Origin of the sequence: Bradyrhizobium arachidis, from assembly GCF_024758505.1 — a bacterium.
GTDB lineage: Bacteria > Pseudomonadota > Alphaproteobacteria > Rhizobiales > Xanthobacteraceae > Bradyrhizobium > Bradyrhizobium manausense_C.
This window is the reverse complement of the sequence record NZ_CP077970.1, coordinates 2,713,598-2,734,943: the sequence shown is the minus strand read 5'-3', so window position 1 is coordinate 2,734,943 and position 21,346 is coordinate 2,713,598. Positions and strand designations below refer to the sequence as shown.

At 63.8% G+C, this 21,346-nt stretch carries 18 protein-coding genes and 1 pseudogene; 5 read left to right on the top strand and 14 right to left on the bottom strand.

The window, feature by feature from the left end; all coding sequences use genetic code 11:
• Window positions 1-32 precede the first annotated feature (32 nt).
• From KUF59_RS12085 to KUF59_RS12075, 3 genes are all read right to left on the bottom strand, one after another.
• Window positions 33-1,628 carry an NAD-dependent malic enzyme gene (locus tag KUF59_RS12085; RefSeq protein ID WP_249140202.1) on the bottom strand — a complete coding sequence of 532 codons (1,596 nt, stop codon included), beginning with the start codon at window positions 1,626-1,628 and terminating at the stop codon, window positions 33-35.
• Window positions 1,629-1,843: 215 nt separating this feature from the next.
• Entirely contained in the window at window positions 1,844-2,845 is a 1,002-nt protein-coding gene (locus tag KUF59_RS12080; protein WP_212457217.1) for a tripartite tricarboxylate transporter substrate-binding protein, read from the bottom strand.
• A 105-nt stretch (window positions 2,846-2,950) separates the two neighbouring features.
• Window positions 2,951-5,275, bottom strand: a complete 2,325-nt coding sequence (locus tag KUF59_RS12075; RefSeq protein WP_212457218.1) for a mechanosensitive ion channel domain-containing protein — start codon at window positions 5,273-5,275, stop codon at window positions 2,951-2,953.
• 812 nt (window positions 5,276-6,087) lie between these two features.
• Between KUF59_RS12075 and KUF59_RS12070 the strand changes: the two genes are divergently transcribed.
• Window positions 6,088-6,975: an MBL fold metallo-hydrolase gene (locus KUF59_RS12070; protein WP_212457219.1), complete on the top strand. Its 888-nt coding sequence runs from the start codon at window positions 6,088-6,090 to the stop codon at window positions 6,973-6,975.
• A 66-nt stretch (window positions 6,976-7,041) separates the two neighbouring features.
• Here KUF59_RS12070 and KUF59_RS12065 read toward each other — a convergent pair whose 3' ends face one another.
• The 7 genes and pseudogenes from KUF59_RS12065 to KUF59_RS12035 form a co-directional block, all read right to left on the bottom strand.
• Window positions 7,042-8,079, bottom strand: a complete 1,038-nt coding sequence (locus KUF59_RS12065; RefSeq protein WP_212457220.1) for a patatin-like phospholipase family protein — start codon at window positions 8,077-8,079, stop codon at window positions 7,042-7,044.
• On the bottom strand, window positions 8,079-9,005 hold the full coding sequence (locus tag KUF59_RS12060) for a polyphosphate kinase 2 family protein (protein ID WP_212457221.1): 927 nt from the start codon (window positions 9,003-9,005) through the stop codon (window positions 8,079-8,081). The genes KUF59_RS12065 and KUF59_RS12060 overlap by 1 nt, the downstream gene beginning before the upstream one ends.
• A pseudogene (locus KUF59_RS12055) lies at window positions 8,938-9,985 on the bottom strand (branched-chain amino acid ABC transporter permease). The gene KUF59_RS12060 and the pseudogene KUF59_RS12055 overlap by 68 nt, the downstream one beginning before the upstream one ends.
• Window positions 9,982-10,863, bottom strand: a complete 882-nt coding sequence (locus KUF59_RS12050; RefSeq protein ID WP_212457222.1) for a branched-chain amino acid ABC transporter permease — start codon at window positions 10,861-10,863, stop codon at window positions 9,982-9,984. Before KUF59_RS12050 ends, KUF59_RS12055 begins: the two are co-directional and overlap by 4 nt.
• Before the next feature lie 27 nt (window positions 10,864-10,890).
• Window positions 10,891-11,595, bottom strand: coding sequence for an ABC transporter ATP-binding protein (locus KUF59_RS12045; RefSeq protein ID WP_212457223.1), 705 nt, complete (start codon window positions 11,593-11,595; stop codon window positions 10,891-10,893).
• A gap of 4 nt (window positions 11,596-11,599) precedes the next feature.
• Window positions 11,600-12,367 (bottom strand): ABC transporter ATP-binding protein, encoded by a 768-nt coding sequence (locus KUF59_RS12040; protein ID WP_212457224.1) that lies wholly within the window; start codon window positions 12,365-12,367, stop codon window positions 11,600-11,602.
• A 15-nt stretch (window positions 12,368-12,382) separates the two neighbouring features.
• The gene (locus KUF59_RS12035; RefSeq protein WP_212457225.1) at window positions 12,383-13,693 is read right to left on the bottom strand and encodes an ABC transporter substrate-binding protein; all 1,311 of its coding nucleotides are present in this window, start codon (window positions 13,691-13,693) and stop codon (window positions 12,383-12,385) included.
• 325 nt (window positions 13,694-14,018) lie between these two features.
• Between KUF59_RS12035 and KUF59_RS12030 the strand changes: the two genes are divergently transcribed.
• The gene (locus tag KUF59_RS12030; RefSeq protein ID WP_258770001.1) at window positions 14,019-14,792 is read left to right on the top strand and encodes a FadR/GntR family transcriptional regulator; all 774 of its coding nucleotides are present in this window, start codon (window positions 14,019-14,021) and stop codon (window positions 14,790-14,792) included.
• Window positions 14,793-14,844: 52 nt separating this feature from the next.
• Here KUF59_RS12030 and KUF59_RS12025 read toward each other — a convergent pair whose 3' ends face one another.
• Both KUF59_RS12025 and KUF59_RS12020 read right to left on the bottom strand, forming a co-directional pair.
• On the bottom strand, window positions 14,845-15,549 hold the full coding sequence (locus KUF59_RS12025; protein WP_212457227.1) for an NUDIX hydrolase: 705 nt from the start codon (window positions 15,547-15,549) through the stop codon (window positions 14,845-14,847).
• A gap of 42 nt (window positions 15,550-15,591) precedes the next feature.
• Complete coding sequence (locus tag KUF59_RS12020; RefSeq protein ID WP_212457228.1) at window positions 15,592-16,620, bottom strand: ABC transporter substrate-binding protein; 1,029 nt, start codon at window positions 16,618-16,620, stop codon at window positions 15,592-15,594.
• A 140-nt stretch (window positions 16,621-16,760) separates the two neighbouring features.
• Between KUF59_RS12020 and KUF59_RS12015 the strand changes: the two genes are divergently transcribed.
• Window positions 16,761-17,210 (top strand): cupin domain-containing protein, encoded by a 450-nt coding sequence (locus KUF59_RS12015; RefSeq protein ID WP_212457229.1) that lies wholly within the window; start codon window positions 16,761-16,763, stop codon window positions 17,208-17,210.
• A gap of 48 nt (window positions 17,211-17,258) precedes the next feature.
• Here KUF59_RS12015 and KUF59_RS12010 read toward each other — a convergent pair whose 3' ends face one another.
• Together KUF59_RS12010 and KUF59_RS12005 are read right to left on the bottom strand one after the other, a co-directional pair.
• The gene (locus KUF59_RS12010) at window positions 17,259-18,047 is read right to left on the bottom strand and encodes an ABC transporter permease (RefSeq protein ID WP_212457230.1); all 789 of its coding nucleotides are present in this window, start codon (window positions 18,045-18,047) and stop codon (window positions 17,259-17,261) included.
• Window positions 18,047-18,865: an ABC transporter ATP-binding protein gene (locus KUF59_RS12005; RefSeq protein ID WP_212457231.1), complete on the bottom strand. Its 819-nt coding sequence runs from the start codon at window positions 18,863-18,865 to the stop codon at window positions 18,047-18,049. The genes KUF59_RS12010 and KUF59_RS12005 overlap by 1 nt, the downstream gene beginning before the upstream one ends.
• Before the next feature lie 139 nt (window positions 18,866-19,004).
• Here KUF59_RS12005 and KUF59_RS12000 point away from each other — a divergent pair, with 139 nt between their 5' ends.
• Together KUF59_RS12000 and KUF59_RS11995 are read left to right on the top strand one after the other, a co-directional pair.
• Window positions 19,005-19,787, top strand: coding sequence for an ATP-binding cassette domain-containing protein (locus KUF59_RS12000; protein ID WP_212457232.1), 783 nt, complete (start codon window positions 19,005-19,007; stop codon window positions 19,785-19,787).
• Complete coding sequence (locus tag KUF59_RS11995) at window positions 19,784-21,343, top strand: ABC transporter permease/substrate-binding protein (RefSeq protein WP_212457233.1); 1,560 nt, start codon at window positions 19,784-19,786, stop codon at window positions 21,341-21,343. Before KUF59_RS12000 ends, KUF59_RS11995 begins: the two co-directional genes overlap by 4 nt.
• Window positions 21,344-21,346 lie beyond the last annotated feature (3 nt).

Genomic DNA, 21,346 nt, shown 5'->3' with positions numbered 1-21,346 from the left:
ACCTATCCGCCGCCGACGGCGGATAACCCCCGTCAGTAGTGCGGTTCGTACATCTGCGACTGGACCTGGCTCATGACGTCATTGGGTGCCGGCCCCTCGGCGAGGCCGCGCTGATAGGCGACCTGCGCGACAGCCGCGGCGATCCGGGCCGAGACCTCGCGGATGCGCGGCAGCGCCGGGTAGAGGCTGCCCTGGCTGAGGTCATTCTTGCCGACGCAATCGGCCAGCGAGTGCGCCGCCGCCATGAACATCTCGTCGGTCACGAGCCGCGAGCCGCTGGCGATGACGCCGAGGCCGACGCCCGGGAAGATGTAGGAATTGTTGCCTTGGCGCGGCACAAAGGTCTTGCCGTTGAGCGTCACCGGATCGTACGGGCTGCCGCAGGCAAACAGCGCGCGGCCCTCGGTGTAGCGATAGGCGTCCTCCGCCGAGCATTCCGCCTTCGACGTCGGATTGGACAGCGCAAACACGATCGGCTGGGCGTTGAGGGCTGCCATCGCTTTCAGCACCTCGGGCGTGAAGGCGCCGCCCACGGCTGCAACGCCGATGATCGCCGTCGGCTTCAAGGTCTTGATCGCCGTCAGGAAGTCGGCAACCGGCGCCTGGTCGTCATGGGCATAACGCAGCTTGTGACCCGACAGGCCGGCGCGATCCTTGACCACGAGGCCGCGGGAATCCACCAGCCAGTTGCGCCGCAGCGCCTCGGCCTCCGATGCTCCCTCCGCCATCATCGCCGACACCACGAGGTCGGCGATGCCGGTGGCGGCCTCGCCCGCGCCGAGGAACAGGATCTTCTGGTCCCTCAACTTGCCGCCGCTGACGCGTAGCGCCGAGAACAGGCCGGCGAGCGCCACAGCGGCGGTGCCCTGGATGTCGTCGTTGAAGACGCAGGCCTCATCCCGGTATTTGTGCAGGAGCTTGAACGCCGAGTGATTGGCAAAGTCCTCGAACTGGATCAGCACACCCGGAAACGTCTTGCGCGCCGCCGTCATGAACTCGTCGACGAAGGAATCATAGGCCTCGCCCGTGAGCCGCCGCTCGCGCAGGCCGAGATAATAGGGATCGGCCAGCAGCTCCTCATTGTTGGTGCCGACGTCGAGCACGATCGGCAGGCACAGTTCGGGATGCACGCCGGCGCAGGCCGAATAGAGCGAGAGCTTGCCGACCGGGATGCCCATGCCGTTGGCGCCGAGATCGCCGAGACCGAGGATACGCTCGCCATCGGTGACGACGATCAGTTTTGCCTCGTAGGGCCAGTTCTGCAGGATCTCGGCGATCTGGCCGCGATCGCGCGAGGAGATGAACATGCCGCGCGGACGCTGGAAGATCAGACCGTATTTCTGGCAAGCGAGCCCGACGGTCGGGGTGTAAATCAGCGGCTGAATCTCGTCGATGTTGTCGCAGACGACGCGGAAGAACAGCGCCTCGTTGCGATCGTGCAGCGCATTCAGCGCCACGTATTTCTCCAGATCGGTCGGCAGCGTGCGCAGGTTAGTCAGCACACGATCCGCCTGGGTCTGCATGGTGAGCACGCAGGGCGGCAACAGGCCCCGCAATCCGAGCGCGGCGCGCTCCTGTTCGGTGAAGGCGGTGCCCCTGTTGAGCAAGGGATCGCGCAGCAGTGACAGGCCATGCTGCGGTTTGGACGGCGTTGAGTGGGCATCGACCAGATCAGGTCTATTCACGAATTCCCCCGAGAGGTTTCTTATTTGATTTGACGACAAACATTGTCCGCCAGCCCTCGATCGAGATCAAGGACGTTGGATTTCGCACCGCAGCGAACGCTTCAGGACGGATGATGCAGGATGGTCTCAAGCGAACCGAAAAGCTGATCCCTTGAGCACTATTCTGCCTTGATGTCGGCGGCCTTCACGATCGGCCACCACTTTTCGGTCTCGGCCTTTTGATGAGCAGCGAGCGCCGCAGGCGACTGTCGCTCCTTGGGCGAGATCTCCTGGCCGAGTTCGGCGAACCGCTGACGGACACCGGGATCGGCGAGCGCGGCCACGACCGCCGCGTTCAACCGGTCGCCGATCTCCTTCGGCGTGTTCTTCGGCGCCCAGATACCGTGCCAGTAAGAGATATAGAGACCGGGCACGCCGGCTTCGTCGACGGTCGGAATCTCAGGCGCGGATGCGAGCCGCGTCGGCGACGTCACTGCATAGGCCTTGATGGCGCCGTTCTTGACTTGCGGCAGCGAATTCGTCGCCTGGTCGAAGATCAAATCGATCTGGCCCGCGACGAGATCGATCATGGCGGGACCGGCCCCGCGATAGGGCACGAGCTGGAATTCGGTGCCGGTCTTGGTCTTGAAGAACACGGCCGCGACATGCGCGCCGGAGCCGGCGCCCGCCGTACCCGCCGTCGCCTTGTTGGGATTGTCCTTCAGCCAGGCGACCAGGTCTTTCAGGCTGTCGGCCTTAAGCGCCTTCTTGCCGACGATGAGCTGGGGCCCGCTCGCGATCAATGCGATCGGCTCGAAATCGGCGATCACGTCGTAGGGCAGCTTGTAGATCGCGCCGTTCAGCACATGCGTGCCCCAATGGCCGATCGTGATCGTGGTGCCGTCAGGCGTCGCACGCGCGACGCGGGCGCCCGCAATGCTGCCGGAGGCGCCGGCCACGTTCTCGACGACGACCGTGCCATGGAGATCGGCCGCCATCCGCTCGGACAGGATTCGCGCCAACGTGTCGGTCGGGCCGCCGGCTGCGAACGGTACCACCAGAGTGATGGGGCGCGATGGGAAGGACTGGGCGCTGGTCGGCGGGATCCACGCCACAAGGCTCATCGTCACGCACAATGCGATCACGCGGCCGCACAAACCGGCCAACAGCCCTGCCCTCATTGCTTCCCCCAGAACTTTCCACGTCCGCTGGTCGCTTCGCCGACGGTTGTTTATGGGGAAGTGAACGCCGCCGGCGGAACGGAGGCAAGGGCGAAATTTCGACGCCTAGCCGGTCACCCGCCGCGGCGCCAGATTCGGCGCGATATCCGCAGGCGGAGCGATCTGCATCAAGATCGTCTGAACAGAGGACGCGATCTCGATCCCGCTCTCCTGGAAGCGCTGCTTCATGCGCCGATTAAACTCGCGCTGAACCGGCCAGCGGCCGCTGTCGGTGCAGCGGATCTGCCCCACGATCGAAACCATCGCGCCGTCCACCTTGTCGATGCCCCAGAGCTCGAGATCGCCGCGGATCGCACCGCGGAACTCCGGTTCACGACGCATCTCAGCGACGATGTCCTTCAAAATTTGGCCGGCGCGATCGGTATCTTCCTTATAGGCGACGTTGACGCTGACCGACGCGTTGCCGGCGCCGCGGCTGGAATTGGTGATGGTCGTCACCGCGCTGAAGGGCACGATGTGCACAGCACCGTCGCCCGCGCGCAGGCGGATGGTACGGATCGAGACGTTCTCGACCGTTCCGCTCAGGCCGGAAACGCTGACGGTATCGCCGACCTGGACGGTGTTCTCGAGCAGGAGGAACAGGCCGGTGATGAGGTCCTGCACCAGTTTTTGCGAGCCGAAGCCGATGGCGATGCCGACGATACCGGCACCTGCAAGCAGCGGCGCGACGTTGACGCCGATTTCGCTGAGCGCCGTGAGGCCGACCACGGTGGCGATAAGGCACAACAGCACGGTGCGCAGCATCGGCTGGAACGTCCGCAGCCGCGCCGCGCGGGCATAGTGCCCGTCCCGCGACAGGACGTTCACCTGGTGATCCATCAGCGCGTTGCTGGCTTCCCAGATCGCCGCCGCGATCGCGACGGCGATGCCGATGGTCACCACCGCCGACAGCAGCCGGCCGCCGATCTGACCGCCATAGAACCAGACGACGGCATCGACGCCCCATACCTCCAGGACCGCGACGATACCGATAAAGGCGATGACACCCGAGACGATCTTGCGCAGCAACGGCAGATAGCGGTTGGCGCGCGTCTCCAGACCCGGAAAACGCTGCAGGATCTCCGGATTGATGCGAAAGCCGCGGTCGATCAGGCTCAGCGTGACGATGATGGCGACTCGGGTGATCAGCGCAACGACGATCGTGCCGACGAAATATTGCAGCAGCAGCGAATAGCCGTTGCGGATGTTCAACGCCCACACGGCCCACAGCGAGAGATCGAGCGCAATCGCGAGATAGTGCCAGAGGCCGGCAACGCGATTGCGCATCTGCGCCGCAACTCCCTGGCGGCCGGCGGGTGGACGGATGGCATCGGCCACGTGCCGGCGGCATTGCAGGATGATGACGACGACAAAGAGATGCACGATCAGCATCACCATGCGCAGCAGCGCGGCGTAGCCTGCCCGATGCAGCCCCAGCAGCAGCGCGACATTGGCGAAGGCAATGCCCGATACGCCGACGGCGACGATGCGCCGGGCCCATATCTCGATATAGGCTGCGGTCTCCGCACGGGCGGGCAACAAGCCGAACGGGCCAGCGAGCGCCCGCGCAACGCAGATGAACACGCGCGACAGGGCGTACGCGTTCACGACGGCCAGAATGACGAGGCGTACGGTTGGGGAATCGCCGATCTCCGTTCCCAGCAGCATCGTCGAGATACCCGTGAACAACAGCACCGGCAGCAGTTCGAGTGCAAGGCGCCCGATCACGAAGGGCAGCCGCAGCATCAACTGCCAGGCCCGCGCGAGGCTCACGCGGCGCCGGTGCAGCTCGGGTTCGGTGGCGGCAGCCGACGACGCCGGCTCGGCAACCGGGAACGCGTGCGACGGCACGCGAGCCGCTTGCGGCACGCGCGCTTCCAGGAACACGACCGGCCGTCTCACGAGCCGGACCAACACCCACTCCGCGCAGAACGCGCAACCGAACACCAGCGCAAGTTTCCAGGCGATCTCGACCAGGAGATGATAGGCCGCGGGATCATTGGCCGTTCGCACGATCCAATAATAGAACGCCGGAAAATGCGTCAGCGTCCGGGCGATATCGGCAACCTGCCGCGAGATGTCGCCGATCTCCTCGGAGACGCTGAGGAGGAGCTGCGCACCAAGGCCGTCGGCCGACAGGGGAATCGGGGATTTCTGCTCGGCGGGCTGCGGCTGGCCTGAGGCGCTCGCGATTGCACGAAGCGTGTCGATCATCTGCGCACGCTTCTGGTCGTCCTGCAGCGTATCCAGAGCCTGTTTCGCCTGCTCGGGCGATAATGTTGCCGAGCCATTCGGCGCAGGTGCAGGCGGCTCTGCGTGGACACCGCTGAGAGCAGAGATTGCAAGGAAGAGACAGGCGAGCAGAATTGCGGGCGAAAGCTTATGCGACACGATGAGTCCCTGAAAAAAATACGAGCGCCTGCGGGACCGGAACCGGCACCGCTGAGCGCACGAGTCATGTCGGATTGCCGCTATTCGCCTTCATCGTGTGTCGGAAGTTTGCCACCGCGACGACATTCTCTTGGCATTTGTTGCATCGCAGGAACCGCGCGCAGGTTGTGCGAAATGTCGCGAACACGTTCGATATCGGGTGTCTCATTTCGACTCGCGCACAAGCGCGACCCATCATCCCGGGACCCGCTCGCGTCTGCGCGTGTCCCGGAATGAGGGCGAGGAGGAGGAGAAATCAATGGTTCAGAAACCTCACCCGGCAAGCCTTGCGATCGCCGGTGGGAGCGAGCGTGAATCTCAAAATACAGCGCCGGGAAGGTAAGGGGCTTTGCCTCACTGATGCAGCCCGCTTAACCTTGACCCGGCGTGCCGTTCGCGGTTTCTGCCGCTATGCGATAGTCCGAACGAGCTCCGTCGCACTTAACGCGGCTGGATTTGCGGAGGTGGTGTCATAGACCTCCCCTTGCTCATGAGGTTGGACGTTGCGTGTCGCCAATGGCGACCACCGGCATGCTCCTCCCGCGCCATAAAACTGTCAAGCTGGAACGACGGCACAGTCACCAGATTTGAAGACAGAGTTCCAGATGCTAAATCAGTACCTTGCACCGCCACCTCTGGATCTCTGGCGCGCCTCGCATCGTCGCAACCCTCGATGCCAATGGAGTTGGCGTGGAATAAGCACGCGGCAGCGACGTTAGTGGTAGTGAGGCTACTTCCTTCCCGCATCATATCATTGACCGGAAAAATCACAGATGAAGACAATCCATTGCCTGGCCGCTCTTGCGTTCATTGTCGGAGTGGGCTCCGCCGCTGCGCAGAACCCGCCGCAGACATCGACCAAGAAGGTCGACGGCACCGAGAACGTCTATATCTTCCGTTACGGCGGCCACCAGTCGATGTTCATCGTGACGCCGCAGGGCGTGATCGCCACCGATCCGATCTCGTATTTGCGCCCGGCAAAACCTTATGTCGATGCTATCAAGGCGGTGACCGACAAGCCGATCAAATACGTCATCTACAGCCACCATCACTACGACCACATTGCCGGCGGCAAGCCGTTCAAGGACCTCGGCGCCACCTTCATCGCGCATAAGCGCGCCAAGGAGCGCCTCCTGGAGCTGAAGAAACAGAATGCACTGCTGGCGGACGTGGTCATGCCCGATGAGGTCGTCGACGGCAAGAAGACCATCTCGCTCGGCGGCACCACGCTCGAATTGATCTTTGTCGGCCGCAATCATTCCGACAATACGCTGGTGATGCGGCTGCCGAAGGAGAAGCTGGTCTTCGTCGTCGATTTCGCGCCGCTCGAGTCGATCCAGTTCCGCAACATTCCGGACAACGTCTCGCCGCTCGAATATATCGATTCCCTGAAGAAGCTCGCCGCGCTCGACTGGGAGCGCATGATCCCCGGCCACCCCCAGGCCGGCGGCCGCTTCGGAACGAAGAAAGACGTCCAGGACGACATCGCCTATCTCGAAGACCTCTCGGCGGAAGTGAAAAAGGCGGCCGACGCCGGCAAATGCATCGACACCGCCATGAAGGAGGTGAAGCTGCCGAAATACGAGAAGTGGAGCAATTACGAGACGGGCCTTGCCGCCAACGTCGAGCGCTTCTGCTATTGGTGGGGCCGCGGCTACTGAACCGCAGTCGCCTCGCGCACCTCCGGCAGAAGGTGCGCGAGGTCGAGGCTTCCGCCGCTCCCTCAATCACAGGAACATGTCGGTCAGATCGACGGTAGACCGGTTGCCGATTTGATCAAAATTACTCGCGAGCCAACTTCGCGTCGCCTCCCGCCCCTCGTCGCGCAGGCGGCACAACAGGCTCCACTCCGGGTGGAACTGCGTCGCGGTGCCGAGCTGCGACATCAGCTGGTCGTTGCCGATCCAGTGCATGAACATGCGGCTGTGCTTGTCCCTGTCGAGCTCGCCGCTATCGATCAGCCGTGTCGCAAAGGCGATCGCGCGCATTTCCCGCATCAGTGACGAATTGAAGCTGATCTCGTTGATGCGATGCAGGACGTCCGCGGCGCTCGCCGGCAATTCGTTGCGCTTGATCGCGGTCACCTGCACGATGATGACGTCATGGCTGCCCTTCCGATAAATCAGCGGATAGATCGCGGGATTGCCGAGATAGCCGCCGTCCCAATAATGCTCGCCGTCGATCTCGACAGCCTGGAAATAGGGCGGCAGGCATGCCGAGGCGAGCACTGCCTCGGCGCTGAGGAGCGGCGTCTGGAACACCTTGATCTTGCCGGTACGAACGTTGGTGGCGTTGAGGAAGAGCTGCGGGGCTTCCGGCGAGGAATTGAGCCGGTCGAAATCGACGACCCTCTGCAGCAGCGACCGCAGCGGATTGAAGTGGAAGGGATTGAGCAGAGTCGGCGGGACCGTGTGGGTCAGGGTGTGGATGAAGGCGTGGAACGGATGATATTCCGGCGGCAGCTTGAGCGCCTGGATCCACTGGTTAAGCGGCGAGAACAGGTCGTAGACCATGTCCATGCGCGAGACCTCGTGCCAGAACTCGTGCAGGTTCTGCCGCGCGGCTTCCGCACCGCCCTCCGCCATGCCGGACGCCATTGCGACCGCATTCATCGCCCCTGCGCTTGTCGCGCTGATGGCCTCGATGGACAGCCTGCCGTCCTCCAGCACCTGGTCGAGCACGCCCCAGACGAAAGCGCCATGCGCGCCGCCACCCTGCAGCGCGAAATTCACGCTCTTGAGATTCCTGGTGCCGGCGTCGTTCACTACTCCCGCTTCTTGCCTCCCTTCCCTTCCTGCTCCAGCGCCTTGCGCACTTTGGCGAACTCGCCCAGCGATTCCTTGTCGACCCGGGGGAAGCGCAGGTCGAGCTGATCGAGGGCGGCGACGATCACCGAGCCGATCACCACGCGCGCGAACCATTTGTGATCGGCCGGCACGACATACCAGGGGGCGAACGGCGTTGCGGTGTGGCGAACGATGTCCTGGTACACCGCCTGATAGCGTGGCCACAACGCACGCTCGCTAATGTCGCCCATCGAGAACTTCCAGTTCTTGGAAGGCTCCTGGAGGCGGTCCAGGAACCGCTGACGCTGCTCCTCCTTGGAGACATTGAGGAAGAATTTCAGGATCACGGTGCCGTTGCGCGAGAGATAGCGCTCGACGGCGGAAATGTCCTCGAACCGCTCACGCCAGATGTTCTTGGTGACGAGTCTTGGCGGCAGCTTCTCCTTGTCGAGAATTTCCGGATGCACGCGCGTGACCAGGCACTCTTCATAATGCGAACGATTGAAGATACCGATATGCCCGCGCGGCGGCAGCGCGATCATGCAGCGCCACAGGAAATCGTGATCGAGCTCGGTGCTGGTCGGCTGCTTGAACGCATGAACGTCGCAGCCCTGCGGATTGATGCCCTCGAAGATCGCCTTGATCGCGCTGTCCTTGCCCGAGGCGTCCATGCCCTGGAAGATCAGGAGCAGCGACCAGCGATCCTGCGCGTAGAGCTTTTCCTGGAAGTCGACGAGGCGCTTCTTGTTGGCCTCGAGGATCTCCTGCGCCTTCTCCTTGTCCAGCCCGCCCTTTTCGTTGGTCTTGTAATCCTTCAGGTGAAATTTGCCGGAGCCATCATGGCGGAACGGCGTGATGAACTGATCGAGTTCGGAGGCGAGCGATTGGGACGACTTCTTGTTCATGAGCTCGGGGATACCTTGCGCTGCGGCTTCAAGCGGTCGAGGACGCTACCAAGGATACCCTTGGGAAGGAATATGATGAAGAGAACCAGCAACAAGCCGTAGACGAGATTGTCCCAGCCGACCGCCTTGGTTCCGAAGCCGATGCGCAAGGTTTCGGCAAGGAGGATCGTGATAATGGCGCCGATCGTCGGCCCGAGCGAGACGTAGAGGCCGCCGACGATCGCCGCAAACACCATTTGCAGCGACACCGAGATGCCGCTCACGGTGTCGGGCGTGATGAACATCTGGTACTGGCAGTAGATCGCGCCGGCCAGCGCCGTCATCAGCGCGCTGATCAGCGTGATCTTCAGCTTCTCCGCGGTGACGTCGACGCCGGCGGCGGCGGCGGCGTCTTCATCTTCCGAGATCGCCTCCAGCGCGTAGCGGCTCATGCTGCGGTCGACCCAATGCCAGACCACGAGGCCAACGAGCCAGACTCCGAGCGCGATCAGGTACCAGGTCGTCTTGTCGTCGAATTGCAGCGCCAGCCATTTGTTGGACGCGGCGCGATTCGGCGTGTAGCCGAGCGAGCCTCCGGTCCAGTCGCGCGTCGCGGTGATGACCTGCAGTACGATCCCTGACAGCGCCAGCGTCACCAGCACGAAATAGTGCCCGGTGATCCGGAAGCGAAAGCAGGGATAGCCGACGATCAGCGCCAGCGCGCCGGCGGCGACCATGCTGATGGGAATGCCGATCCACGGCGACAGGCCGGCATGATTCCACAGCAGCGCCGTGACATAGGCGCCGATCCCCATGAAGCCGCCATGGCCAAGCGAGACGAGCCCGAACCGCCCCATCATCGACCAGGACGTATAGGCGAACGACCAGATCAGGATCAGCACCAGGATGTGCAAATGATAGGGATCACGATAGACGAAGGGCAGCGCGATGAGCGCTGCAAGCCCGACGATCCAGGCCGCATACTGTCCCCGGCCCTTCATGAGCGCCTCGCGAGCAGGCCCGCGGGCCGGATGAACATCATCAGGATGAAGAAGCCGAACGCGAGCACGTAGCCCCATTCGAGGTCGGAGAACAGGCCGCCGAGCGAGATGATCTCGGCGAAGACGAAGGCGGCGATGAAGCCGCCGATGAAATTGCCGAGGCCCCCGAGTACACAAATCAGGAAGGTGATCGGCCCGAACGACAGGCCGACGAAGGGATGCACGTCATATTGCAGCACGAGCAGGCAGGCCGCGAGCCCCGCGAGCGCGCCGCCGAGCGCCGAGGTGATGATGTAGATCCTCTTGGTGTCAACGCCCATCAAGGCCATGATCTGCCGATCCTGCGAGATGGCGCGGATCGCCGTGCCGGTGAAGGTGCGGGTCATGAACAGATAAACCACGACCATGCCGACCAGCGCCGCCAGGAACGAAAGCAATCGCGCGTAGGAAAAATTCATGTCGCCGAAGGCGAGCACCGGCAGGCGGATGCCGAGATTGCGGAAGTCGATGCCGAAGGCGACGGTGGCAAAGCTCTGGAGCACGAACAGCACGCCGCCGGTCGCGAGCAGCTGGTTGATCGGCGGCGCGGTCAGGAGCGGCGCGATCACGAGGAAATGCAGCAACGCACCGAGGGCTGCGACCAGCAGCACGGTGAGCGGCGCGGCGATGAAATAGCTGATGCCGAAGTACTGGACCATGAAATACATGGCATACATGCCGATCATCACCAGCTCGGCGTAGCAGATCCACGTCACGTCGATGACGCCGAAGATCAGGTTCAGCCCGAGCGCGAGCAGCGCAAGCACGCCGCCGAGCAGGATGCCGTTGATCACGGCCTCCAGGAGGTAGATGTCGAAGATCTCGAGAAATCCCTGCATGTCACGTGCCCCGTTTCCTGCCCGCCCTCACACCCCGAGATACGCTTCCTTGACCGTGTCGCTCGCCAGCATCTCGCTCGAAGTGCCGGAGGCTCGAATGCTGCCTGCCTCGATCAGATAGGCGCGGTCCACCACACGCAGCACCTGCTGCACGTTCTGCTCGACGATCAGCACAGTCAGGCCGCTCGACCGGATCCGCTTCACGAGCTCGAACACCTGCTGCACCACGACGGGGGCAAGTCCCGCCGAGGGCTCGTCAAGCAACAAGAGCTTCGGGTCCGACATCATCGCGCGGCCGATCGCGCACATCTGCTGCTCGCCGCCGGACATGGTGCCGGCCATCTGCTGGCGGCGCTCCTTCAAGCGCGGAAACAGGTCGAACACGATCTCGAGCCGTTCGGCGTATTTAGCGCGCGCCTTCGGCATGAAGGCGCCCATCTTGAGATTGTCGTCGACCGACAGCCGCGGGAACAGCCGGCGATTTTCCGGAACATGGGCGATCCCCATGCCGACGATGCGGTGCGCGGGCGTCGTCACGACGTTCACGCCCTCCATCGTGATCGACCCGCGCGTCGGGCGGATCAGGCCGGAGATCACCCGCATCAGGGTGGTCTTGCCGGCGCCGTTCGGGCCGATGACGCCGACGGCCTCGCCCGCCTTCACGTCGAGATTGACGTCGAACAGCGCCTGAAAGCTGCCATAGCCGGCGTCGACGGATCGAAGCTCCAGCATGGTCCTAGCCTCCGGCGCGGCGGCGCGCTTCGGCGGCCGCGGCTTGCGTGGTCTCGGCATCGGTGCCGAGATAGACCTCGATTACCCGCGGATCGCTCGCGACCGCACTTGGCAGTCCTTCCGAGATCTTCTCGCCGTGATCCAGCACCATCACGCGATCAACCACGCGCATCAGCACGCCCATGATGTGCTCGACCCAAATGATGGTGATGCCGAGATCGTCACGGATCCGCCGCAGCATGTCGGCGGCCTGGTCCATCTCGGCCTCGTCGAGGCCTCCGAGGCTCTCGTCGGCGAGCAGAAGCTTTGGCCCCGTCGCGAGCGCCTTGGCCAGCTCCAGCTTCTTCAGGCCGGCCGCGCCGAGGCCGTCGACGCTGGCATGGCGATCGGTCGGCAGACCGACCATCGCGAGCGCACGCTCGGCCGCCTCCTCGGCCCTGGCGCGGCTTTGCCGGCCCTGGCCGTAGAAGCCGGCCAGCGCCACGTTCTCGAAGATGGTCAGGCGACGGAACGGCCGCGGGATCTGGAAGGTGCGCCCGATGCCGCCGTTGATGATCCGATGCGGCGCAAGCCCGCCGATCTCGGAGCCGGCGAACATGATTGATCCCGCCGTCGGCGCGAGCGTGCCGGAGAGCATGTTAAAAATCGTGCTCTTGCCCGAACCGTTCGGACCGATCAGGCCGAGAATCTCGCCCTGATCGACCCTGAACGACACGTTGTTGACGGCCGTGAAGCCGCCAAAACGCTTCACTAGTCCGCTGACCTCCAGCACCGCTCCTTCTCCGCGCTACTGGTTCGCATAGGTGGTACCCTTCGGCAAGGGCAGCACCGCCTCGCGCTGCGCCTGGCTCTTCGGCCACACCACATAGGATTTGTCGTCGATGTACTGGATCACGACGGGGAACGAGCGTTCGTTCTGGCCGGCCATTGGCGTACCCTCGCCGTAGAATTTTACGCCAAAGCCGAGCATCGTTCCGCCCTCGGGCAGGTCGACCTCGAGGGCCGCCTTGCGCAGCGCATCGGGATCGACGCCGCCGTACTTCTTGATCGCGCGCGGCAGCACTTCCGTCATGAAGACGTAGGTGTTCGAGGCCGCCATTCCGACATGAGCCGAGCGTATGGCCACCCCCGGCTTCACCTTGTCAAACTCCTCGCCGACCATCTTGATGACCGGCGGCAGCTTGGCATCCATGGACTTCTGGTTGGCAAGCCAGATCGAGATCGGGTCGGTGTTGAAGACATAGTTGACGTCGCTGCCCAGCCCTTCCTTCAGCTTCTCGTAGACGCCATAGCCGGCGCCATGGCCGACGAGGGCGCCGAACTTCAACCCCTGCTCGCGCGCCTGGCGCAGCAACAGCGTGATGTCGGGATTGTAGCCGGTGTGAAACACCACGTCGGGCTTGGCGCGCTTCAGCTTGGTCACCAACGCGGAAAGGTCCGGCGCGGTCGCGGAATAGCCTTCCTTCAGGACAACGTTGAAGCCGGCCTTCTTGGCACCGGCCTCGTTGCCCTTGGAGACGTCGACACCGTAGGCACCGTCTTCGTGGATGATCGCGACCCGCAGGTCCTTCGGCTCCTTGCCGAACTTCTCCTTCGCGTTCTGCGCGATGAAGTCCATCGTCATCATGCCGAACTGATCGCCGCTTGCCTGCGGACGGAATATGTACTTGTAATTCTTGTCCGCGAGCACGGCTGAGGAAATGCAGGTGGTGATCCACATGAACTTCTTCGCCTGCTCCGCCCGGGCTGCGACCGGTACGCATTGCGCAGAAGAGAAAAAGCCGAGCAGCATGTCGACCTTTTCCTGCTCGATCAGGCGGACCGCCTCGTTGATGGCGACGTCCGGCTTGCTCTGGGCGTCGGCATAGATCGCCTCGATCTTGTAGCCCTCGACTCCGGTCTTGCCATACTGGTCCAGCATGATCTTGGCGCCGGTGTATTGCAGCTCCGAACCGCCGCCGGCGAGTGGGCCGGTCAGGTCATAGATGACACCGATCTTAAGCTTCTTCTCCTGGGCCTCGGCGGAGACCGCCAAACCCGTCGCCGCAATCGCGACCATCAGCCCACGTAACAAGCGGGCAGCCTTGCGCGCACGCATAAGAACCTCCCTGGACGATGTTATTTTATAGTTTTGTAGTTTGATTGCTTCGCATCACACGATGCAGAGCCGCACGATGTCAAGCCGAATAAGCCGAGCGCCTCTGCCGCGGCACGTTGCCGCTGGCCGTAAGTCCCTCCCTGATCTTTCGGCTGACATACGCGGATTCGCGCAATCATCCGATGTTTAACATCGGATGATTGCTAGCACACCTCGGGTCTGCTAGGCAATCTCAACCGGTTGGGCGATACCACGTCACGAGGAGGCAAAGGTGGCCAGGCCGAGGACTACCGACAAACCGATCAAGCCTGGTCGAATCCGCACCGTGTTGAGCACGCTCGGCCGGGAAATTGCGCGCGACCTCATTCCCGAAGGGGCCGCTCTACCGCCCGAGCCTGACCTCGAGGCCCGCTTTGGCGTCGGGCGCGGCGTGGTGCGCGAAGCGATCAAGATCCTTGCCGGGAAGGGCTTGGTAAGCGTGCGTCCCCGCCATGGCACGCACGTGCTACCGCGCTGCGAATGGAGCCTGCTGGACCGCGACGTTCTCAGTTGGCTGGTCGGGGAGAGCGAGCCTGACCGCGACCTGCTCCTGGCCATCCAGGAGGTACGTTCGATCATCGAGCCCGCCGCTGCGGCACTGGCGGCGGTGCGCTCGACCAAAGACGATCGCCGGCGCATTAATGCGGCGCTGGCGGCAATGCATACGGCGCCGGATCAGACAAGCGCAGTTGCCGCGGACAAGGCCTTTCACCTCGCGATCCTCGATGCAACGCACAACCCGGTGCTGCAAGGCTTTCGCGGTGCGATCGACACCATCCTGAGCATGGTCTTCCATGTCGCCGTCGGGAGCGTCGGCTGGTTCAAGGAAAACCTGCCCAATCATGCGGCCGCCGCGCGTGCGATCGAGAGCGGCGATGCGGAGAAAGCCCGGATCGCGATGGAGCGAGTGCTCAACTACACCAGATCCAAATTGTCGAACCGTCGGACGATTGCCGGCAAGCGACCGGCGACGGAGACCACCAGGAGCAGCCCGGCGAGGAAGCCGAGCATCAAGCAGAAGAAGGCCAAAAGCGGCCGCCAGGACGTGAGGAGAGGCTGAGCTGCGTCGGAATCGGGCGCGGACAATCAACGTCTCGCCGGGCGCGGCGCTCTCAGCGCGAGGCGAACTGCTGCTCGATGAAGCTCGTGACGAAACGCGGCATCGACGGCGTGAGATCGCTGGTCCCCCGCACTAGGTGGACGCCGGATAGCTCGGGCTCGGTCTGCGCCGCCAGATTGGCTTCGATCTGCGTGCGGATGGCTTCGGCAGGCATGTCTAGGTCGATGATACGGATCAGTGCGATCGCGGCCGCCGTCACCACGCAATGCCAGTCCGCTTCCGCGCGGTAGTCGGCCGCGATGAGACCGGTCTCCTCCTCGACCTCCCGCACGACGCTGCCGGACATGTCGAGCCGATCATCCCTGACATCGTCGGGGTCGGGCGTGCCCGACGGGAAATAGATGCGGCCGGCATTGGCGGTGTGATGACCCATTACGCCCATCACGAACGCACCGTCGGAGGCGCGCAGGGCGCCCATGCCAAAGCCGTTGAACACGGCCTTGTCCGGAAAGCCCCAGTCGCGCCAGGCGAGGAAGCTTGCGAAATCGGTCTCGAAGTAAGTCGCCGCGAAGTGATCGCGGTCGAACACGGGATCGCGCCCGAGCAGGATGCGACCGTTCCATAGCTGCGGCCGCTCGCGCTGCTTCTCGGCAAAATGCGCCGCGATATCGGCGCGCCGCTCTTCAGCGAACGGCCACGTCATGGTCTTCACGGCGAGGTCAAGCGTCGCGATACGATGAATCGTCGGGGATATCATGGCGCCTTGGGTATCACGCCTTTATGCCTTTTGCTTGACGCATTATTTGGCATTCATTCCCGTGGTTTTCTTGGCCTGGTCGACGAACTTGTTGGTGAAGGTCTTGCTGACATCGATCTTGGCGGCGGCAACTTCGGGCGAGCCGACGCTGAACACCGCGAGCACGGCGTCCGCGCCCTTCGGATCCATCTTGCCGGTCGTAGAGAACATCGGGATCGTGTTCTTCAGCGCGGCGAGATAGAGGTCCTTGTTCTTGCCGACCATCTCGTCCGGCATCTTGGCCATGATCTCTTCCGGCGTGTGCGAGTGGATCCAGGCCAGCGTGCCCACGATCGCGTTGGTCAGTGCCTGCGTCTCCTTCTCGTGACCGTTGACCCAGGCCGTGGTCGAGTAGAGCGCGCCGCCCGGATATTCGCCGCCAAATGTATCGAGCGTGTCCTTCTGCGTGCGGGTGTCGCTGAGGATGCGCAGATCCTTGTGGCTGCCCTGGAGCACGGTGACGGAGGGATCGAGCATCACGGCGGCATCGATCTGGCCCTGCTCCATCGCGGCCACGGCGGTGGCGCCGAGGCCGACGCCGATCACGGCAGTGCCGGCGGGATCGAGGCCGTTCTTCTTCAGGAGAAACTTGAGGAAGAAGTCGGTCGACGAACCGGGCGCGCTGACGCCGACCTTCTTGCCGGCGAGATCCTTGATCGACTTGATCTCATTGGTGTGCGAGGGCGACACGACGAGCACGAGGCCGGGATAGCGGTCGTAGACCACGAAGGCCTGGAGTTCCTGCTTCTTGGCGGCGAGGTTGACGCAATGGTCGAAATAGCCGGAGACCACGTCGGCGCTGCCGCCGAGCACGGCTTTCAGCGCATCCGAGCCGCCCTTGAGGTCGACGAGCTCGACATTGACGCCGGCCTTCTCATATTCGCCGAGCTGCTTGGCCAGCACCGTGGGCAGGTAGCACAGGCAGGCGCCGCCGCCGACGGCGATGGTAACCTTGCTTTGCGCTGCGGCGAGACCGCTTGAGAGGGTGAGCGCGAGCAGCGCGCCCGCGAGCCTGGCAATCGTGTTCTTCATTGGTTTTCCTCCGTTCGGCTGGCGGCACCATAGAGGAGCCGACCGGGCTTGAGAAGCTCGGCGCAAGACCCTGTTCATCCGTCTTTCGACGCAATAGCATGAAGTCACAACAACAATCCTAGGGACCGGGAGAACTGCCCATGAACCGCCTTGCAGCCGCGCTGTCGATTGCCGCTGCCTTTGCCGCCGGATGCGGCGTCACCTATCTGCTGCAACCGGCGTGGGCCGCGGAAAACATCACCGCACAGATCATCCATACCGGCGAGATGGAAGGCGAGGCGCTCGGGCCCGCCAACAATGTCGGCTACCGTTCCAAGATGTTCGCGAGCGCCGACGGCGCCACTGTGTCGATCCAGGTCGGCAATGTGCCGAAGCACCTGCATCCCAACACCAACGAGATCCAGTACATCCTCGACGGCACCGGCACGATCTGGCTCGGCGACAAGGAGGTGACGGTGAAGCCTGGCGACCTCGTCATCATCCCGAAGGGAACGCCGCATGGCGGCACCAAGCCGATCAGCGGCCAGGTCAAGGCCATCGCCATCAAGACGCCACCGCAGGCGCCTGACGATACCAAGCTGCTGGATTAAAGCCCCAGTCAGCCTCCGGGCTCGCGCCAGGGCGCGGGTCCGGCGGTTCTACCCTCGCCCATCCGTCGCCGTGGGCCGCCACACCAGCAGCCGGCGCTCGACCAAGGTCACGCCAAAGTCGATCAGGATGACGAAGGCCGACAGCACGAACATGCCGGCGAACACGCCGGCGACGTCGAAGATGCCCTCGGCCTGCTGGATCAGATAACCGAGACCGGCGGCGGAGCCGAGATATTCGCCGACGACGGCGCCGACCACGGCAAAACCGACGGAGGTGTGCAGCGAGGAGAACATCCAGGACAGTGCCGACGGAAAGTAAACATGTCGCGTCAACTGCGCCTCGCTCATGCCGAGCATGCGGCCGTTGTCGAGCACGGTGCGGCTGACTTCCTTGACGCCCTGGTAGACATTGAAGAACACGATGAAGAACACCAACGTCACGCCGAGCGCCACCTTCGACCAGATTCCGAGGCCGAGCCACAGCGCGAAGATCGGCGCCAGCACGACGCGCGGCAAGGCGTTGATCATTTTCACATAGGGGTCGAACACCGCGGCGACGCGCGGCTGGCGCGCGAACCAGAAGCCGACCAGCGCGCCGCCGACCGAGCCGATCACGAAGGCGAGGACAGACTCCACGAGCGTGATCCCCAGATGCTTCCAGATCACTCCGGTCGAGAACCATTTGACGATCTGGCTGAACACGTCGACCGGATTGGAGAAGAAGAACGGCGGCAGCAGGATTTTTCCGAACACCGGGACGGTCGAGAGCACCTGCCACAGCACGATCGCGACCACCGCGACCAGCACTTGCAACGACAACAGCGTAAGGCGCGACATCAGACCGCCTCCGCCGCATGGGTGGACTGGGCGTAACCCTTCATCACCTCGTCCTTGAGCACGCTCCAGATTTCGCGGTGGAGCGCGTGGAACTCCTTGTCCAGCCGCACCTCAAAGATGTCGCGGGGCCGCGGCAGCGTCACGCGCCAATCGCCGATGATGCGCGAGGACGGCCCCGCCGACATGATGACGACGCGATCGGCGAGCGCGATCGCCTCCTCCAGATCATGGGTCACGAACAGCACGGCCTTGCGATCGGCGTTCCAGAGGTCGAGCAGCAGATTGCCCATCACCTGGCGGGTCTGGGCATCGAGGGGACCGAACGGCTCGTCCATCAGGAGTATCTTGGGATCGCGGATCAGGACCTGCGCCAGCGCCACGCGCTTGCGCTGGCCACCCGATAGCATATGCGGATAGCGGCCCGCGAAGGCGCCGAGCCCGACCGATGTCAGCCATTTCTGGGCACGGGCCAAGGCTTCCGTGCGCGGCGTGCCCTTGATCTCGAGCCCGATCGCGACGTTGTCGATCGCGGTCTTCCACGGGAACAGCGCGTCTGCCTGGAACAGGTAGCCGGCGTCCTTATTAAGCCCAGTCAGCGGCCGATCGAACAGGGTGACGCTCCCGGCAGCGGGTTTCAGCAGCCCTGCGGCGACATTGAGCAGCGTGGATTTTCCGCAGCCGGTCGGACCGACGATGGCGACGAACTCGCCCGGCGCGACCGTCAGCCGGGCCTTCTCGACCGCCGTGTAGACGCGCTCGTCGCCCAGCCGGAACGCAACCGTCGTATCCTCCAGCGCCACGGCCGTGGACGTTGTCATGCCTGTCCTCCCCGCTTTCGTCGGATGCCTTAGCGTCTTGCGGCGGCAAGTTCAATCGAGCGGCCAAGCGTGGTACGCATGCATGACGCCGTGCGCTTACTCCCCTGGAGGGAGGGTAAGAGAAGAGCGAGACCGCCCGATGCCTTCCAAACCCATGATCGGCTATGCCCAGGTCGCCAAGACGTTCGGCCGCGTCACGGCGGTGGACGACGTCTCGCTCGACATTGCCGAGAGCGAATTTTTGGCTGTTGTCGGCGGCTCCGGCTCGGGCAAGACCACCCTGCTGCGGCTCACCAACCGGCTGATCGAGGCTAACAGCGGCACGATCACAGTCGAAGGGGAAGACGTCAGCCAAGTCGACCCGGTCGCGCTGCGACGCCGCATCGGCTACGTCTTCCAGAGCGGCGGGTTGTTCCCGCATCTGAGCGTCGGCGACAATGTCGGCATCACGCCAAAGCTGTTGGGAACGCCCGCGGACGAGATCGCTGCGCGCGTCGACGAGCTGCTCGACCTCGTCAGGCTCGACCGCGGCGAGCATCGCGACCGTCTGCCAGCGGCGCTCTCCGGCGGACAGCGCCAGCGCGTTGGCGTGGCGCGGGCGCTTGCGGCACGTCCGCGCATCGTGCTGATGGACGAGCCCTTTGGTGCGCTCGATCCCCTCACCCGGGACGCGCTGGGAGACGACTATCGCGAGCTGCATCGCAAGCTCGGGCTCACCACAATCATGATCACACACGACATGACGGAAGCGATCCTGCTCGCCGACCGCATCGCGGTGATGCGCGCCGGCAAATTGCTTGCGCAGGGCACGCCGGCGGAGCTCGCCAAGAGCAGCGACGCCTATGTACTAGAGCTGTTGCGCACGCCGCGGCGTCAAGTCGAGCGCTTGAACGAGCGCCTGCCTCTGGGTGGCGCAGCATGAGCCTGTTGTCCGATCCGCGCTGGGGTGAGGCGCTGTCCCACCTGCCCGACTATCTCGGCAATCATGTGCGGGTGAGCCTTGCCGCGCTCGCGCTCGGATTGGTCGTCAGCCTGCCGCTCGCGATCCTCTGCCGCAACCGCCCCTTGGCGCGCAGCGTGCTGCTGGCGCTCGCCAGCATCGTGCAGACGGTGCCGGGACTGGCCCTGCTTGCGCTGTTCTATCCGCTCTTGCTGCTGGCGGCATCCGTGACGCTGTCCTGGCTCGGCGTCTCGTTCTCGGCCTTCGGTTTCCTGCCCGCGATGCTGGCGCTGGCGCTCTATTCCATGCTGCCGGTGCTGCGCAACGGCATCACCGGATTGAACGGCATCGACCCTGCCTTGATCGAGGCCGCACAGGGCGTCGGTATGACCGAACGGCAGTCGCTGGTCATGGTCGAGCTGCCGCTGGCGCTGCCGGTGATGATGGCAGGCATCCGCACCGCCGCGGTGTGGGTAATCGGCACTGCGACGCTGTCGACGCCGATCGGGCAGACCAGCCTCGGCAATTACATCTTTGCGGGGCTCCAGACCCAAAACTGGGTGTTCGTGCTGTTCGGCTGCCTCGCGTCCGCCGTGCTGGCACTGCTGGTCGATCAACTGCTCGGCCTGATCGAGACTGGCTTGCGTCGCCGCAGCCGCGCACGCACCGCGATCGGCGGCCTCGGCATCGCGGCGCTGGTCGCTGCAACGCTGGTGCCGTCGCTGGCGCGGTCGTCGTCGAATTATATCGTCGGCGCAAAAACCTTTGCCGAACAATATGTGCTGTCGTCGCTGATCCGGGACCGGATGCAGGTGGCCGGGCTCTCCGCAACGACCAGGTCCGGTCTCGGCTCGAGCGTGATCTTCGGGGCGCTGAAGGCCGGGGACATCGACCTCTATGTCGATTATTCCGGCACGCTGTGGGCCAACCAGCTGCACCGCACCGACATCAAGCCGCGCGCGGAATTGCTGACCGAGCTGAAGACAGCACTGGCCAAGGAGAATATCACCCTGCTCGGCGAGCTCGGTTTTGAGAACGCCTATGCGCTGGTGATGCCGAGGAAGCGTGCCGAGGCGCTCGGTATCCGCACGATCGCCGATCTCGCGACGCACACATCGACGATGTCGATTGCCGGCGACTACGAATTCTTCTCGCGACCGGAATGGGCGGCGCTCCGCGGGGCCTATGGGCTCGCATTCCGCGGACAACGCCAGATGCAGCCGGACTTCATGTATGCGGCAGTCGCCTCGGGTGAGGTCGACGTCATCGCCGGCTACACCAGCGACGGTCTGATCGCAAAATACGACCTCGTGGCACTCGATGATCCCAGGAATGCGATCCCGCCCTATGACGCGATCCTGTTGCTCGCTCCGAAACGCGCCGGCGATGAGCGCCTGCAAGCCGCGCTCAAGCCGCTGCTCGGGAAGATCGACATCGCCACCATGCGCGAGGCCAACCTGCGCGCGAGCGGCAACGATGCAAACTCGTCGCCGGATGCGGTGGCGAAGTGGCTGTGGGAGAAGGTGGGAAAGCGGTAGCAC